At 68.1% G+C, this 16,582-nt stretch carries 14 protein-coding genes; 5 read left to right on the top strand and 9 right to left on the bottom strand.

The features are described 5' to 3' along the window. Nucleotides 1-11: 11 nt before the first annotated feature. On the top strand, nucleotides 12-629 hold the full coding sequence (locus ACZYYX_RS19175; RefSeq protein WP_463816180.1) for a dihydrofolate reductase family protein: 618 nt from the start codon (nucleotides 12-14) through the stop codon (nucleotides 627-629). Here ACZYYX_RS19175 and ACZYYX_RS19180 read toward each other — a convergent pair. Continuing rightward, nucleotides 616-1,386 (bottom strand): hypothetical protein, encoded by a 771-nt coding sequence (locus ACZYYX_RS19180; RefSeq protein WP_463816181.1) that lies wholly within the window; start codon nucleotides 1,384-1,386, stop codon nucleotides 616-618. The two genes, ACZYYX_RS19175 and ACZYYX_RS19180, sit on opposite strands and share 14 nt — an antisense overlap. Before the next feature lie 36 nt (nucleotides 1,387-1,422). Here ACZYYX_RS19180 and ACZYYX_RS19185 point away from each other — a divergent pair, with 36 nt between their 5' ends. Beyond that, nucleotides 1,423-1,860 carry a VOC family protein gene (locus ACZYYX_RS19185; protein ID WP_463816182.1) on the top strand — a complete coding sequence of 146 codons (438 nt, stop codon included), beginning with the start codon at nucleotides 1,423-1,425 and terminating at the stop codon, nucleotides 1,858-1,860. On the opposite strand, the gene ACZYYX_RS19190 is transcribed toward ACZYYX_RS19185, so the two are convergent. From ACZYYX_RS19190 to ACZYYX_RS19215, 6 genes are read right to left on the bottom strand one after another with little or no spacing between them, the layout of a single operon-like run. Further along, the gene (locus tag ACZYYX_RS19190; RefSeq protein ID WP_463816183.1) at nucleotides 1,847-2,326 is read right to left on the bottom strand and encodes a P-loop NTPase family protein; all 480 of its coding nucleotides are present in this window, start codon (nucleotides 2,324-2,326) and stop codon (nucleotides 1,847-1,849) included. The two genes, ACZYYX_RS19185 and ACZYYX_RS19190, sit on opposite strands and share 14 nt — an antisense overlap. Nucleotides 2,327-2,329: 3 nt before the next feature. Next, nucleotides 2,330-3,784, bottom strand: coding sequence for an aminotransferase class I/II-fold pyridoxal phosphate-dependent enzyme (locus tag ACZYYX_RS19195; protein ID WP_463816184.1), 1,455 nt, complete (start codon nucleotides 3,782-3,784; stop codon nucleotides 2,330-2,332). A gap of 5 nt (nucleotides 3,785-3,789) precedes the next feature. Further along, nucleotides 3,790-4,965: an amidohydrolase family protein gene (locus tag ACZYYX_RS19200; RefSeq protein ID WP_463816185.1), complete on the bottom strand. Its 1,176-nt coding sequence runs from the start codon at nucleotides 4,963-4,965 to the stop codon at nucleotides 3,790-3,792. Further along, complete coding sequence (locus ACZYYX_RS19205; RefSeq protein WP_463816186.1) at nucleotides 4,952-6,259, bottom strand: aspartate aminotransferase family protein; 1,308 nt, start codon at nucleotides 6,257-6,259, stop codon at nucleotides 4,952-4,954. The genes ACZYYX_RS19200 and ACZYYX_RS19205 overlap by 14 nt, the downstream gene beginning before the upstream one ends. Continuing rightward, the gene (locus ACZYYX_RS19210; protein ID WP_463816187.1) at nucleotides 6,256-7,758 is read right to left on the bottom strand and encodes an APC family permease; all 1,503 of its coding nucleotides are present in this window, start codon (nucleotides 7,756-7,758) and stop codon (nucleotides 6,256-6,258) included. Before ACZYYX_RS19210 ends, ACZYYX_RS19205 begins: the two co-directional genes overlap by 4 nt. A 16-nt stretch (nucleotides 7,759-7,774) precedes the next feature. Next, nucleotides 7,775-9,103, bottom strand: a complete 1,329-nt coding sequence (locus ACZYYX_RS19215) for a type I glutamate--ammonia ligase (RefSeq protein WP_463816188.1) — start codon at nucleotides 9,101-9,103, stop codon at nucleotides 7,775-7,777. A 127-nt stretch (nucleotides 9,104-9,230) separates the two neighbouring features. Between ACZYYX_RS19215 and ACZYYX_RS19220 the strand changes: the two genes are divergently transcribed. Both ACZYYX_RS19220 and ACZYYX_RS19225 read left to right on the top strand, forming a co-directional pair. Next, a complete protein-coding gene (locus ACZYYX_RS19220; protein WP_463816189.1) occupies nucleotides 9,231-10,025 on the top strand; it encodes a class II glutamine amidotransferase in 795 nt (264 codons plus the stop codon). Nucleotides 10,026-10,030: 5 nt separating this feature from the next. Continuing rightward, on the top strand, nucleotides 10,031-10,900 hold the full coding sequence (locus ACZYYX_RS19225) for a MurR/RpiR family transcriptional regulator (protein ID WP_463816190.1): 870 nt from the start codon (nucleotides 10,031-10,033) through the stop codon (nucleotides 10,898-10,900). A 7-nt stretch (nucleotides 10,901-10,907) separates the two neighbouring features. Here the strand turns inward: ACZYYX_RS19225 and ACZYYX_RS19230 are convergent, their stop codons facing one another. Further along, the gene (locus ACZYYX_RS19230; RefSeq protein ID WP_463816191.1) at nucleotides 10,908-13,793 is read right to left on the bottom strand and encodes an aminotransferase; all 2,886 of its coding nucleotides are present in this window, start codon (nucleotides 13,791-13,793) and stop codon (nucleotides 10,908-10,910) included. A 50-nt stretch (nucleotides 13,794-13,843) separates the two neighbouring features. Further along, the gene (locus tag ACZYYX_RS19235) at nucleotides 13,844-15,853 is read right to left on the bottom strand and encodes an amidase (protein ID WP_463816192.1); all 2,010 of its coding nucleotides are present in this window, start codon (nucleotides 15,851-15,853) and stop codon (nucleotides 13,844-13,846) included. Here ACZYYX_RS19235 and ACZYYX_RS19240 point away from each other — a divergent pair. Then, entirely contained in the window at nucleotides 15,847-16,578 is a 732-nt protein-coding gene (locus ACZYYX_RS19240) for a TetR/AcrR family transcriptional regulator (RefSeq protein ID WP_463816193.1), read from the top strand. The genes ACZYYX_RS19235 and ACZYYX_RS19240 overlap by 7 nt on opposite strands. Nucleotides 16,579-16,582 lie beyond the last annotated feature (4 nt).

Consider the following 16,582-nt stretch of genomic DNA (forward strand, 5'->3'; position numbering starts at 1 on the left):
TCGGAGGAGCCGTGCCCCGAACTCATCTGTCGATGTCGATCTCCGCTGACGGCTTCGTCGCCGGCCCGCACCAGGGCCGGGACCATCCACTCGGGATCGGTGGTGAACGGTTGCACGGATGGCACCTCGGACCGGAGAAGGATTACCCGGCCAATCGGCAGGTGGTGTCCGACATGATGGACGGAATGGGCGCAGTGATCATGGGCCGCAACATGTTCGGCCCGATTCGCGGCCCCTGGGACGATTCCGGATGGCGGGGGTGGTGGGGAGATGAGCCGCCATATCACTGTCCGGTGTACGTGCTGACGCATCATGCACACGACCCAATCGAGATGGGTGGTGGCACCACGTTCCATTTCGTAACCGAGGGGATCGAGGCGGCATACGCGCAGGCCGAGGCGGCCGCGGGCGATCGGGCCATCTCGATCGCGGGCGGTGCGTCGTGCGCGCGGCAGGCCATCAGCGCCGGTCTGGTGGACGAAATCGACCTGCAACTGAACCCGGTCCTGCTCGGCTCCGGGGAGCGACTGTTCGACGGCTTCCCGCTCGGCACTCCCGACCTGCGGCTCGAGCGGGTGCTCGAGGCGCCGGGAGTGGTCCACCTCCGATTCGGAGTCACCCGACGCTGAAGACACCCAGCAGCGACTCGACGGGGTCGGCGACCGGCATCCACGCCGCCACCGCGGCGGCCACGAAGGCAGCGGTCACCGTCGCCCCGGCGACCCCGGCACCGCGCGGGAGTCGGCGCGCGGCGTACCCGGTGCATACTGCACAGCCGATCGCCATCACGGTGACCGTGAGCGCGAGTGCTGTGAGATACGTGCGCTGACTGTCCATCATCACCACGAGCGCCGGCTTACCGGCAAAAGCGCTGTCGGCGTGGGCAAGTCCGTCGTGGATCTGACTCATGGCCATCCGGAGATCGCCGGGAGGCGGATCGGAGGGCAGCAGCGGCAACAGCGCAGACAGGGGTGCCGCGGTCGCCTGGATGTTGGCGGCCACCGCGACGAGTCCGCCCAGTATCAGCAGGCTTGCCGCCACAGCGGCCGCGCCGCCGCCCCAGCGTCGCGCGCAGGACGCCCCGGCCACGAGAGACTGCCTCCACAACGCCGCGGACAGCGCGAGCATCGTCGCGGTGAACAGCAGAGAGATCAGTACTTTGAGGGCGTGCCACCGTCGCCAGAGGTCGATCAGATCGGCGAGCCCGGGCGTCACACCGGATGCCTGTGCATTCCAGAACGCGGTGAGTTCGATGGCGAACGCGCGGGTGAGGGGCGCGTTGTCGCTCACCGTGGCCAGTCCGCCACCGACCAGCAGCGCCGGCACGACAGCAAACGCCGCAAGGAGGATCAGTGCGAGACCGCCCAGGATCACGATGCGGCGCACGCACTCTCCCTTCCCGGTCGTCGTAGCATGCCTACCATGGCGATCAGGCTCGAAAACGTCGGCATTGCGGTGTCCGATCTCGATGCGGCCATCGCGTTCTTCACCGACCTGGGTCTGTCGCTCATCGGTCGCGACACCGTCAGCGGCGAGTGGGCGGATACAGCGGTCGGTCTCGACGGCAACCACGCGATGATCGCAATGCTGCAGACACCCGACGGGCACGGCAGGCTCGAACTGTTCGAGTACATCCACCCGATCGCGATCGCGACAGAGCCGACGCTGCCCCACGAGATCGGCATGCACCGCGTGGCATTCTCCGTCGACGATCTCGACGAGGCGCTCGCCATCGCGGCGCGGCACGGGTGCCATCCCCTCCGCGGTGTGGCGACCTATCAGGACGTCTACAAACTGACCTATGTCCGAGGCCCCAGCGGCATCCTCGTGATGCTCGCCCAGGAACTCACCGGCGGGTGACCGCGGCCGCGATCGCGACCAGTCTGTCGACGACCTCCTCGGGAGGACACACCGTGACGATCTCGTGCGTCGCCGCCTGCCGCAGAAGCGGTTCCACCTCGGCAATATCACGCGCGATCTGTCGACGCTCGGACTCGTTCTTGCCGAAGCGATTGTCGGTTCGGGTCGCGATGCGCTCGAAGGTGATCGCGCTGGGCGCGCTCAGTAAGACGACGGCATCGAAGCGCTCGTAGAACACACCCTGGTTGGCCACTGTGCCCGCCACGAAAAGTGCTGTTGTACGCGGCCTTTCGAGCAGCGCATCGATGGGTGGCTCACGCCACAACGGTTCGCTGTCGACGAGTTCGATCCACGGTCCGTCGTCGGTGTCGACGGTGGCGAAGCCGCGCAGCGCCAGGCCGTTCAGTGCCGTGGTCTTGCCGGCGCCCGACATTCCGGTGATCAGGACCGCGGCGCGTACCGGCACCGCTCAGCGCACCGTCGTCACGTAGTCCAGCGTCGGGTCCGAGGCGCTGATCGGATTGCCCGCCGCCCGAAGCGAACTCAGCAGACCGATCACCTCGGCGCTGAGCCGCTCACCGGGCATCACCAGCGGGATGCCGGGCGGATACGGGGTGATGGCCTCGGCGGCGATACGGCCGACGGACTCGGCCAGCGCGATAGTCGATCGGGCAGCGAAGAAGGCCTCGCGTGGGGTGAGCACCACCTCCGGCCGCACGGCCAGCAGGTCGCCGGTCCACGTACCGGCGACCTCGCCGTGCCGCTGTCCGAAATGCCCGGAGACTTCGGCGAAAGCGGTTGTGAGCCGGTCGAAATCGGCATCAGTGTTTCCGATCGTGCTGATGCAGAGCACATGTCCGGTTCCGGCGAGTTCGGGCTGCACGCCATGCACCCGGTTGAGCCGCGAGAGGATCTCGCGGGCGTCGGCGTCGAGACCGGCTACACCGATCAACAGCTTGGTCTCGTCCAATTGGTGAAGTCCCGTGCCGGCCCCGGCCAGGTCCTGCGGTCGCAGCACTGTCAACCCCGGAACACGCAGGAGCTTGTCCGCAGCGACACGCGCCCGGCCCAGCGCGTCGTCCAGCAAGGCTCGCCCGTCGGTGACCATCTGCCGGCGCGCCAGGTCGATCGACGCCATGATCGCGAAGTGCGGGCTCGTCGTCTGGACGAGTTGCAGCGAGCGCCGCACCGACGCCTCGTCGAGCTGCGCCGTGTCGACGTGCAGCACCGCGGCCTGACTCAACCCGGAGAGAATCTTGTGCACCGACTGCACCGTGGCTGCGGCACCCGAACACTCTGCACTGGTGGGCAATTCGGGGTGAAAGGCGAAATGTGGAGAGTGCGCTCCGTCGACCAGCAGACGCACTCCACGCTCCCGGCACAGCGCCGCGAGGGCGACGATGTCGCCGGTGGTGCCGTAGTACGTGGGATGCAACACCCACAGCGCGCGCGCATCGGTCTCGGCGAGTGCCTTTTCGACGACGGCGAGGTCGAGCCCGTGGGCGACGCCGAACCGATCGTCCCAACGCGGTTCCAGCCAGATCGGTCGGGCGCCGACCTGGACGAGCCCGGCAAGCACCGATTTGTGGGCGTTGCGCGCGACGAGCACCGGTTCGTCAGGGTGCAGCGCGGTCAGCGCCACGGCGATGTTGCCACCGGTGGAGCCCTGGACCATCACGAAACTCTGCGGTACGCCCCAGGCGTCGGCGATCAACTGCTCCGCCGCGAGGATCGGCCCCTCGGGGCAGTGCAGGGTGTCGGTGTCGGGCAGGTTGTTCAGGTCGAGGGCAGCGATGTTAGCCCGGAACCACGGATCGAACGTGCGGCCCCCTTTGTGACCGGGGGAGTAGAACGGCGCCTGATCGCGCTCGACAAACGACCGCAGCGACTCGAACAGGGGCGCCCGGCTGTGGTCACTGCTCATCGCCGTCAAAGCCCGTAGACGCGTCGCGCGTTGGTCATACCGATCATGTCGACGATGCGGATCGCGTCGGATTCGGCGCAGTCACCGGACCGGATCCAGTCGCCCAACACCACACCCACGGCGCGCCGCCACAGGACCGAGCCCAGCACATGCAGCTCGGGCGGACCGAACGCGTCCGAGGAGTAGAGCTGCTTGGCGAACGGGGCAACTTCCAGCGCCTCGGCGACCAGGCCGGTGGACCGCGTACCCAGGTAGTTGATCGCCAGGCCGACGTCGAAGTTCACGTGGTCGAACGCCTGTGCCAGATAACCGGCGTGGCGGTGGAAGGGGTAACAGTGCAGCAGCAGAACCGGCACCGGTGGCATGATCCGCAGCAGCGGCAGCAACAGCAACGGGTCGCACCGGTGCAGATCGAGATCGCGGTCACCGAACCCGACGTGCACCTGCACAGGGAGTCCGTGGGCGGCGGCCTCGTGCACGCCGAACGCGATGAGTGTCGGATCGTCGACGCGTGTGGGACCGGGGCGCGCCGCCAGTGCCTGCGCGTGGGTGACGACGTCGGCGTCGCTGGGGCGGGTCCAGTCGATGTCGAATCCGGTCCGGTAGGCCACGATGGTCTTGGCGCCCACCACGGTCGGATCGGCCGATGCGCCCGCGAGCGCCGCGCGCATCGCGTCGGGGTAGTCCTGCGCGGAGGTGCCGCCGTCGAGGAGATCCTCGGCGACCCGTTCCAGCCGCACGATCTCCGACGTTCGTCCCGACGCGAGCTCGGCCAGTCGACGGTGGGTGGTGATCTGGTCGCCCTTGAACCCGGTGTCGACGATCCAGTGCGAGACGCCGGCGGCACGCAGCATCGTGGCGGCCAGCTCGTCGGCACCGAACTCACAGCGCCGCCTCCAGTACGTCTCCCCGTCGACTCTCGCTGGCAGTCCGAGAAGTGGTGCGCACCAACGTCGTATCGACAGCCCGAGCGGCGAGTCGAAGTTCGTCATCCACGGCGGCACCGGGTCGTTGGACCCCTCGTTGATGGAGAACTCGAACGTCGCTCGGTCGATGTCCGCACTGAACGTGCCGTGCACATGGTGGTCGATCAGTGACACCGTGCGCAGGTGGTCGGCGAGTCCCTCGGGAACCGACGCCTCGATTCCCCCGAACACGTCGTCCAGCTCACCACCCGGCATACTTCGCGACCTCCTCGGCGTCGACCCTCCCTGCAGCCGCATCGGCGATGGCTGTCCCGAGGATGTCTGCCGCCGTTGCTGCCTGCGCTTCGGTCAGCACCAACGGCGGGGTGATCTCCAGGACGTTCCCACCGACGTAGTAAACGACCGCACCCAACTCCCAGGCACGGTAGACCACCGCGGCGGCCAGCCGGGGGTCCCGGTCACCGGTAGCAGGATCGACGAGCTCCAGCCCGATGGCCAGCCCACGACCGCGAACGTCGCCGATGCGGTCGCCGCCGGGCATGTCCGCGAGGTCGCGCAGGGCGCCGGCCAGCATCGCACCCACCGTCGCTGCGTTCTCGATGAGCCCGTCCTCCACCACCGTTGTGAGCACGGCGCGTCCGGCCGCGGTGCACACCGGGTTGCCCGCGGTGGTCAGGAGCGCGGCGGCCGGGGGCTCGTCCAGGATCGCGGCCGGCCCGACCGCGGCGGACAGGGGGAGCCCACCGCCGAGTACCTTGCCGAAGGTGACGATGTCGGGCACGACACCGTCGTGCTCGAACGCGTGCAGAGTGCCGGGCCTGCCCAGTCCCATCTTGACTTCGTCGCAGATCAGCGGGACGTCGTGGCGCCGACAGATCTGATGCAGCTGGGCGAGAAACCCGTCCGGCGGCACGACGAGCCCGCCGTCGGACAGGATGGGCTCGACGATCAGGCAGGCCACCCGTCCGCCCGCGAGGTGCTGTTCGGCCAGCGAAAGGCAGTTCGCGACATCGGCGTCGATACCCTGCGGGCCGGGCCGGAACGGGTTCGGATACGGCAGGAACACTGCCTCCGGATCGGCGGGCACACCCGCGTCGACGTGCACGCCGGACACACCCATCGCGACACCGACGCCGCCGTGGTAGCTGTGCTCGAAGGCCACCACGGTCGGCCGTCCGGTGGCGTGCCGGCACGCACGCAGCGCGACGTCATTGGCGTCGGACCCGGCGTGGCCGAGGTAGACCCGCCGCTCGCCGCTGCCGGGCACCAGGGCGAGCAGGTCCTCGGCCAGGCCGACGGAGTCGGGGTGAACCGCAGAAAGTCCCCCCGAACCGGGTGCGGTGCGAATGGCACGGCTGACCGCGTCGACGATGGCGGGATGGCCGTGTCCCAGCCCGGAGGCCGTCCATGTGGCCGACAGATCCAGCAGTTCGCGGCCGTCGGGGGTGACGAGGATGCAGCCGTGCCCGGACTCCACTTCCAGCGGGAAGAAGCGCAGCTTCTCGATGCCGGCGATGACGGCCTCATCGCGGGCGTAGAGCGTGCTCACGCCGACCGGGTCGAATCAGCGGTGGGCGTCATGTTCAGTTCCATCGCCAGCGATTCACCGACACGTTTGGCGATCCCCGACAGGGCGATCGCGATGACGAGACCGAGTGCACACCAGTACAGGCCGAGCAGGGGTGCAGCTGACCAGCTTTCGGCGTCTTTGACGTTGAACCACAGCACGGTGACGATCACGAGCGCGCCGAGCAGGGGCAGGACCAAGCCCGCGATCTTGCCCGTGCCGTTGTGCACCGGCATGAACTCCGGCGCTCCCATGAAGTAGGCGGCGGCGAGTTCGACGAGCAGATAGCACACCATCAGACACACCGAGCCCGCGACGGCGAACAGGAAGTACGCGTCGATCGCGTCGTTGCCGGTGCCCATGTCGGGCCAGCCGGTGGCGCCGCAGATCAGGTCGACGACGAGAGCGACGACGACGACCAGCCAGGTGGCACGCCGAGGGCCGCCGGTGTCGGCGTGGATGTGCGCCAGCGCTTTCGGGCCGAAGCCGTCACGTCCGAAGGCGTAGAGCATCCGACCCGAGGTCGCCGAGGTGGCGAGGTGGCAACCGAATGCGGAGACGACCGCGGTGAAGATGATGACCAGGGAGAACCATTGCCCGATGTAGCTTCCGCCGAGGTCGCCGAGGGTGTTACCCGAACTCTGGAAGGCTTCCAAACCTGCTGCGTCGGTGCCGAATCCGACGACCTGGGCGAACATCACCACGACGAACAGCACCCCGGTGAGGATCAGCGTCCCGGCCAGTGCGCGGGGGATGTTGCGTTTCGGGTCGTCGGTCTCCTCACCCATGGAGGCACACGCCTCGAAACCCGCCCACGACAGGAACGCGGCCACTACACCGGCGAGCACCGCGGATCCGGAGACGTCGCCACCGGAGAACGAGAAGACCGAGAAGTCGATCCCCGTGGTGGGCGCGCCACCCTTGGCGAAGATGGCGATCACGAGCACGATCATCGCCAGGATGCCGATGCCCTCGATCGCCAGCAGGATCTTGGCGAGGAGCTGAATGTCACGGCCAGACAACAGGAACGAGATGACCGCGCCGATGACGACGATGATCAGCCAGGGCACCTGGTAGGGATCGTCGACGCCGGGCTGCAGCGCGGCGATGAAGGAGTTCACGAACGCCGCGGTCAGCGCGAGCGTCCCGATCGAGAAACCCCAGTAGGCTCCCAGCATTGCGAAGCCGGAGAAGAATCCGGTGCGCGGACCGATCGTGCCGCCCACCAGCCCATAGGCCGATCCGGCGTGGTTCAGGTGCCGTGTCAGGCGCACGAAGCTGTACCCGACCAGGGAGACGCCGACCAGGCCGATGAGGAACACCAGCGGGATCGATTTGCCGACGGTCCCGATCAATCCCTGGCCGTTGCCCGACATGGCCAGTGTCGGGCCGACGAGCGCGACGGACAACGCGAGCGCCACCCAGAACGGGAGTCGGCGGTGCGGGATCTGATCGGGCGCATCAGATGTTCCTGCGGTCACGGATGTCTCCTTCATCTCAGCAGGTCCAGGCGAGCCGGACGGCGTCGCAGATCTGTTCCGGCGATTGGTCTCCATAGGTCTTCTGCTCGTATCGACGTACGGCCAGAAGTGCGTCCACGACGTCGGCGCCCAGCAGCTCGGCGGCGACCTGAGAGGTCTCCATCGCGTCGAGCGCCTCCCGCTGGGCCAGCGGTAGCGGTCGGGTCTCGATGTCCGAGTGTGCCGGGTTCTCCGGGATCTCCTCCGGCAGGTCAAGGGCGCGATCGATCCCGCGGAGTGCGCTGCCCAGAAACGCGGCGGCGGCCAGGTAAGGGTTCGCGCTCGGATCGATGAGCTTGCACTCGATGTTCGCGCCGTGCGGATTACCGGGTGTGGCGGCGACGAATCGGACGGCTGCTTCCCGGTTTTCGAGTCCCCAGCATGCGGTGGCGCCCGCCCAGTTGCCGGGCTTGAGCCGCAGCGGCGAGACGACCGAGCCGGCATAGACGCCGATCAGATCCGGCAGGGTGTCGATGACCCCGGCAATGGCGTGCCCGCCGGATGTGCGCAGGCCGTGGGGACCGCTACCTCCCGACAGCACCGGCCCCTGCGCATCGGACAGTGAGAGATGCAGGTGCGCCCCGTTGCCGGCTGCGCCGTCGAAAGGCACCGGCGAGAACGAGATTCGTAGACCGTGGCGGGCGGCGACGCGGCTGAGCACGATCCGCGCCAGGATGACGGCGTCCACTGCGGCCACGGGCGTGTCTGGGGCCAGGGACATCTCGAGCTGGTCGTGTCCGTACTCGGTGTGCAGCTGCTCGACGGACAGGCCGGCGCGCTGAGCGCTCACGGCGAGATCGACCAGGAATCCCGACCGGTCGAGTGATGTCCTGATTCCGTAGGGCGACCACGGCTCGGTGGTCGCGGGGCCGGCATCGGCGGCCAGCATCGTGCATTCCAGTTCTGCACCCATGCGCACCTGCAGGCCATGCTCGGCGGCTGCCTGCTCGGCCATGACGAGCCGGGTCCGCGTGCACAGGGGTGCCGGTCGACCCTGCTGATCGGTCAAAGTGCCCGGCGCCCAACCCACCCCGTTCTCGACCACCCGCACCTCGTTCTGGTCGATCCGGATCCGGAGATCACCGGCGACCCCGATCGTCGGTGTGAAGGCGATACCGCTGTCCACACAGAACACGCTCCAGGACGGGGACACCCCCATCCCGGAACGGGTGAACGCCCCGAGCCGTGACGTCGGCACGTATTTCGCTCGAGTCACGCCGGCGAGGTCCGTGACCGAGCCCGCGACGATGGCGACGCCCTCCTCACGCAGAGCGTCGACGTAGGCGGTCAGGTCGGGGTCCTCCATGGGCAACGAACTCCTCGGAACTCCTCAGGCGGTGGCGGTCACGTTCACGCTATGTCATAAATGTTTCAGAGTCTTTAACTTTGTCTGTTTATGATCGATTCATTAGATTCGACGAACGGGGATGCCGATGTGCCGGCTGTTGGGCGTTGCGTCGGCCGAACCGACCTCGGTGGCCGACGTCGTGGGCGAGGCGGTACTCACCGACTTCCTCGCGCTGACGAAGATCCACGGCGACGGCTGGGGCGTGGCCTCTGTGATCGAGCCCGATGACGTTCCGCGAGTCGAGGTTTCACCCGACAGCGCGATCGGCGATCCCCGGTTCGGCACGGCGGTCAAGGAGTCGGCGCGCGCGTCAGTGGTCCACCTGCGGTGGGCGACCAATGGCTTGGCGGTCAGGCCGGAGAATTCTCACCCCTTCGGGGCCGATGGGCTGGCGATGGCCCACAACGGCTCGATCAAGCCGATCGCCGCGCTCGACCAGCTGCTGGACCCCTCGATGGTGGCCGCGTTGCAGGGCAGCACCGACAGCGAGCGCTACTTCGCACTGATTCGCCAGCACCGGCCAACGGCCCCCGATCTCGCCGAGGCCGTGCGGCGGGCGGTCGCCCAGTTGCGCGGCATCTATCCCGATGCCAGCCTCAACGCGCTGGTGCTGGGGGAGGGTCGACTCATCGCGGTGCACGCGCATGCCCGAAGTGTGTTGCTGGACGAGGACATCGAGGAGATCAGCGCAACCGATCTACCCGCCGAGCATCTGGAGGACTACTTTTCGTTGCGCGTTGCCCGCCTCGACGACGGGACGGTGGTCATCGGCTCCACCGGTTTCGGCGATCTGCCGTGGCTGCCGCTGCCCCCCGAGAGCGTGGCGGAGGTCGTGCTCGACGATCTGTCGATGACGGTGCGGCCGATCATGGCAGATTGACCTGCATGACCGAACACAGCGAGTCGGTGGCAGCGCGGACCAGTGCCGCGTTGGCCGGGCTGAGCCGTGCAGAACGTCGGGTGGGCAGAGCACTGCTGGCCGACTATCCGAGCGCCGGCCTGAGCAGCGCCGCCCGGCTCGCCGAACGAGCTGAGGTGAGCCCGCCGACGGTGCTGCGCTTCGCGCAGTCACTGGGCTACGACGGGTTCGCCGGCCTGCAGGTGGCACTGCGTGCAGAACTCACCCGGCAGTCGAGCGGGCCACTGACCCGGCTCGCCGATGCGCCTCCCCCTGCCGGGAGTCACCTCGAGCGGCTACTGCATCAGGCGCGTGCGCAGAACGAGCGCGCCGAGCAGACGCTGGCGCAGCTGCCGGTGACGACGCTCGAGGCCGCGGTGACGCTGATGGCCGACATCACGCGGCCACTGCATCTTCACGGCGGCCGGTTCTCCCACCTCTTGGCCGTCTATCTGGCGGCACATCTGGAGCAGTTGCGGCCGGGTGTGCGGTTGCTCTCGGATCCGAAGGGCAGCGATCTCGGCACGATCATGGACCTCAGCCGGCGAGATGTGGTGGTGCTCTTCGACTATCACCGTTATCACCGCAGCGCCGCAGAACTCGCCGACGACGTTCATCGGGCCGGGGCGACGCTGCTGCTCATCACCGACGACATGGCCTGCCCGGTGGCGCCCGACGCCGAAGTCGTGCTGGCCGCCTCGAGCACGGTCGGCACGGTGTACCAGAGCATGTCGGCAGGCTTCCTGCTCACCGAACTCTTGATCCCGCTGGTGATGGACGCGATCGGCGAGCCGGCGCGCACGCGCATGGCGCTGTGGGAAGAGCGGCGGCGAGGCGAAGTGCTGGATCAAACCTGACCCGCCGTCACCAGCCCGTCGTGAGGACACGGTCGAGGCTGTCCACGAAATAATCCGCCGATTCGCGCGACACGCACAGGGGCGGCTTGATCTTCAGCACATTCAGGTAGTCACCGGTGGGTTGCATGATCACCCCCAGCGTCAGAAGGCGGTCGCAGATCGCCGCCGTCTCTTCGGTGGCAGGCTCCAGTGTCTCTCTGTCGCGGATGAATTCGAGCCCGAGGTAGAGACCCGAGCCGTGCACGGTTCCGACGATCGGATGCGACTCGGCGAGCTGAGCCAACCGATTCTTCAGATGCGCGCCGACGACACGGGCGTTCTCCTGCAGGCCCTCTCGCTGGATCACATCCAGGACAGCGAGGCCGATCGCCGACGACACCGGTGAGCCGCCCGTGGAGGAGAAGAAGTACCCCTGGGTCCGGTAGCGGGCCGCGATCGCTCGGCGGGTGACGACGATGCCGATCGGTTGTCCGGCGCCCACCGATTTCGCGACGGCCACGACGTCGGGCACGACCGCCTGCTGCTGGAATCCCCAGAACCATTCGCCGAGACGCCCATAGCCGACCTGCACCTCGTCCGCGATCGCGATGCCGCCGTGCCGGCGCACCGCCGTGTACACCTGATCGAGGTATCCGTCGGGCAATGCGACGCCGCCGGCGTTGCCGAAGAAGGATTCGCAGATGAATCCCGCGGGCGGTGTGCCCGCATCGGCGAGCGCATCGATCACCGACACGGCCTCTGGTGCATACCTGTCGGCGTCGGCGCCGCGATGCACTCCGCGATAGCCGTTCGCGGCGTCGACGGTGTGCACCCAAGCCGGCCGCGTGGCCAGCGCGTTCGGGTTGTCCGCGATCGACGTGGACACCGCGTCGCTGGCGAAGGTCCAGCCGTGGTAGGCCTCCCGCATCGCCACGATGTCCGGGCGGCCGGTGGCGGCCATCGCGATCCGAATCGCGAGATCGGTTGCCTCGGAACCGGAATTGACGAAGAAGACGGTGTCGAGTTCGTCGGGCAGCGTGGCCGAGACCCGTTCGGCGAACTCGGTGATCACGCCGTAGTTGAACCGCGAGTTGGTGTTCAGCAGTCGCATCTGCCTGTTGGCCGCCTCCACCACCTGTGGGTGGGCGTGCCCGACGGACGCGACGTTGTTGACCATGTCCAGGTATACCCGGCCGTCGGTGTCGGCGAGGTATTCACGCCAGCCGCGCTCGATGCGGGGAGGCTCGGCGTAGTAATGCTCCTGTACGTCGGCGAGTACCCGGTGTCGGCGCACGAGCGTGTCGTCGCGCCGCTCGCCCGCCTGCGGTGGCAGTCCGATCAGGGGAGCCGGGTCACCGGCCATGCGGCGCCAACCGCCGGCGGAGCGGGCGTCGACCAGCAGCGGGACCGGGTCCTGGTTCGCGCGGGTGTGCTGGATCTCGATCGGCGTGCGCGCCGGCAGTGCACTTCCGTTGGGAGAGAAGCCCGTCACGCGCACCACATGGTGGTCAGCCGTCGAGACCACGACCCCGTCGTCGGTGTCCTCCAGTCGCGCGCCCGCAGGGATGTCGAGGGAGGTGTCGTGCGCCAGCCAGACAGTGAGCGCGGTGGGCACGGTCATGGGGACGGCGGGGGTACGCATCGGCGCACCGGTGAGCCGCGGGCGCCACGCCGGAATCACCGCGGCGGGAGCGCCTTCGGAGAGCGCGGCCAGCGCAACCTGGCCCAGCGTGGCCTCGTCGGTCCACCGTCCCTCGTCGTTGATCACGGCCGTCGTGCCGACGTCGAGAACCGTCGCACCGGCGAGGCCGGCGATCAGTGGCCCTGCGCTCCACACCGGCCCGGGGCGGACCGGCATGTCCACCGCGTCGCGGATCAGCGTGTTCATCACCGGGAAAGGAACAGATATCGCCTGCTCGAGGATGAGGAGTTCGCGATCGAGCGCGGAATCGGCGTAGGCGTTCTGTGCATCGATGCGGACCTGCTGCCGACCGCTGAGCACCAACACCACGCCGCGCAGCGCGACCAGCGGCCAGAGCGCGTCGACCTCGTCCTCGGTCAGGGGGCGCCGCGCATGGAACGCGCCGATGGCGGGCAGCGCGTCGACCGGGCTCAGCCCATCGTGGTGTAGCAGCGACGAGACGGTCACGGCGATTTCGCCGACCGCCCATGATTCGCTGACATCGCCGAAATCGATGATGCCGTCCGGCAGTGCGCAGGGCCCGTGCGGGACGACGACGTTGTCGTCGGTCAGGTCGAAATGCCCGAGCTGCAGGGGAAGTCGGGATGCGACGGGCGCGAGATGGCTGCGGGCGGCGTCAGCGACGGAGACGGCGAGATCGCGGATGCGAGAGTCCGGTTCGTCGCGCAGCAGCGTATCGATCACCCGGTCGGCGTGGCGCAGATCCCACTGCAGCACGCGGCCTGACGCGGGGTGCGTCAGGCCGGACAGCGCCACGCTGACCTTCGCCGCGAGCTCGCCCATACGTGCAACGGTCGCGGGGGAGAGGTAGCCCGATCCCGTCAGCGTCGTGCCGCCCACGAACTCGAGAACACGTGCGTGCAGGCGACCGGCGGTGGTGTCCCACCATGCGGACATGGGGCCGCCGGACCCGAGGACGACGCGGGGAACACGCAGGCTCGGCTCGCGCTCGGCAACGGTGTCGGCGGCCAGACTCTGCAGGTCGATCTCCGATTCGCTGAAGGCAGGGTTGGTCAGCTTGAGCACGCCGATCGGCTCGCCGGTGTCCGGATCGGTGAGCAGAAAGTTCTGATCCTGCTGACTCCCCAGCTCTTTGAGGTCGCAGGTCGCGGAAAAGGACTCCTGCAGATGACGGCGGACCTCGTCGACGGCGAGACCCGGGGCGGGCAACTCGGCGTGTGCGAAGAAGTCGAACACCTCGGTCTCGATCATCAGATGCCTCGTCTCGACGGGGTGTCGCCGCCTGAGGCGACGATGGGGTTTCAGAGCGGTGAGCCTACGGTGGTCGCCATCGCACCCGCGACGGCTCCGTCATTGCATCGAGCGACGGCGACGATCAGTGGGCCGTAGGGCGGGCGCCATTCGCTGTGCGCGCGGTCGTGTCGACCGACGGGCACCACACACGTGCCCTCGTTCACAGGCACCCGCTCGCCGTCGACGAACGCGGTGATCTGCAGAGCGGAGTCGCCGTCAGCGTCCACGTGGAAGTTCAGCATGATGCGGCCGTCGACGTCGCGGTGGGTCGTCACGTCCGACACGTGGATGCGCAGTTCACCGCCGCCCGGGCGGCACGGCTTCTCGAACACTCCCTCGTCGGGCAACGCCGGGGTGCGCGGCGGGGGAGTGCGGCGCGTCCGAAGCCCCTCGACCGAGAGGGCCAGTCGCAGCAGCGTCGTGTCCGAGTACGCCGCACCCGCGACCGTCAGACCGACCGGCATGCCCGTGTCCTCCATCGTGCCCATCGGCACGGTGACCGTCGGAATGCCGAGGTGTCGGGGCACCAGGTTGCCGTTGGACACCCAGACACCGTTGCGCCAGGCGATCTCGGCCGAGCCGGCGTCGACATCGGCGTCGGCTCGGCCGACGTCGGCTGCCGCAGGGAAGATGACAGCGTCGAAGCCGTTGTCGGACAACCAGTTCTCGAAGTCGACACGCCGGGTCTCCTCCAGGCCCCGCATTCCCGCTTCCACCGAGGGGATCCTGTCGAAGGGCACGACGCCGGCGCGAGCCCGATCGACGTACTCCGCGAGGTCGTAGGCGATGTCGAACGGGAAGACTCCGTACTGGTCCGGCAGGGCTCCTGTCGGTGCGGGGAAGATGAGCGGCCCGTCCGCGGCTGCGAGATCATCAGGCCCCGAACCGTCCACCGACCGGAGGAAGGCATCGAAAGCCCACATCGACAGATCCCACACCTCGCGTTCGAGGAACTCGGCTGGAACCAGACCGCGTTCGACCATGGTGCGCGAATCCGGATGCAGCCCTTCGTAGTTCTCCACGACGGGGAAGTCGGTCTCGACGATCTCGGCGCCGGCAGCGACCAGGTCGTCGCGCATGGATCGCCACAGTGTCATCACCGAGTCGCGGGTGCGGATCGGGAAAGCGCTGTCGGGATCGCCGTTGATGTAGAGCCGGGGCACCGCCAGGCGTAACCCCTGCATGGGCAGCGCTGCGAGGTCGGTGAACGATGGCGGTCGCACGGCCGAGGCGGCAGGGATGTCGACCCATTCCTGCATCCTCCAGAGGTCCCCGTCGCGCACCGCATCGTCGTCGACGACGACGTCGAGGAGCTGGAGCAGATCGTCCACCGAACGCGCGTGGGGGACAACGACGTCCATCGTCGGCACCAGCGGCCAGTTACCACGGATGGAAATCATGCCCCGCGACGGGGTGTAAGCGACGAGCGCATTGTTCGACGCGGGAGCACGCCCTGATGACCAGGTCTCCTCGGCCAGGCCGAAGGCGCCGAAGCTCGCCGCGGTGGCGGTTCCCGAGCCGTTCGACGATCCCGAACCGAAGGCAGAGGTCAAATAATCTGCGCTGTAGGGACTTTCGGCGCGACCGTACAGCCCGCGTTGCATGCCGCCGGCCGCCATCGGGGGCATATTGGTCAGCCCGAGGCAGATGGCCCCAGCCGAGCGCAGTCGGCCCACCGCGAACGCGTCGTCATCGGCGACGAGATCGGCGAACGCCGGCGAACCGGCGGTCACCGGCAAACCGCGAACCTTGAAACTGGCCTTGGCGGTGAACGGGATGCCGTCCATTGGCCCGAGGGTCTGTCCACGCGCCCGGCGCAAGTCTGAGGCTCGCGCCTCGTCGAAGGCTTCGGGATTGAGTACCGGAACCGCATTGAGCAGGATTCCGGAGCGGTCGTAGTGGCCGATCCTGTTGAGGTACCGCGCGACGAGCTCGACGCTCGTCACAGCCCCGCGCTCCAGAGCGCTGCGCAAGACCCCGAGGTCGGCATCGACGACCGTGAAATCACCGGATGTCATGTGGTGGGCACTGTGTATTCGACCGACACGCGATAAAACATACACTGTCGGTTTATGCTCGGGGCGGATTCGTCGTTCCGGCCCGAGAGGAGAACGCCATCGCTCGACCATCTCGTCCGCTTCTCCACAGGGACCTGATCGCCCGCACCGCCCTGGCGCTCATCGATCGTCATGGCACCGACGGAGCCAGCATGCGGCGGGTGGCGCAGAAGCTGAACGTCAATCCGACGTCGCTGTACAACCACGTACCGGACCGGGCCGCCATGATCGAAGACGTCCGCGCCCTGGTATCGGCGCACATCGACTCGCGACCGCTGCGCGAGCGGCCGTGGGAGGAGGGCCTTCTCGAGTGGGCTCGCTCCTACCGCGTCGCGTTCGCGCGCCACCCCCGCGCCATCCCCCTGCTGATGACCACCCGGGCCTCCGCACCGGTCCTGCTCGCCGAGTACGAGGATTTCGTGGTCGCGGCCGAGGCGGCCGGCTGGCCGACCGACGAGATCCTTCCGCTGCTGACCGCGTTCGAATCGTTCATCCTCGGCAGCGTGCTCGACATGTCCGGCCCCACCGTGCTGTTCGACCCGACCGGGCAGGAGGAACGGTTCCCCCGCTTCACTGCCGCCTACGCGACGCTGGCCGACCACGACGTCGCCGACCCTGTCGCGACACGGGCATTCGAGCGTGGGCTGGCGATGCTGGTGGCCTCGGCGAGACCTCCGACGTCCTAGTCTG

It is taken from the genome of Mycobacterium sp. IDUB_1, assembly GCF_055419625.1.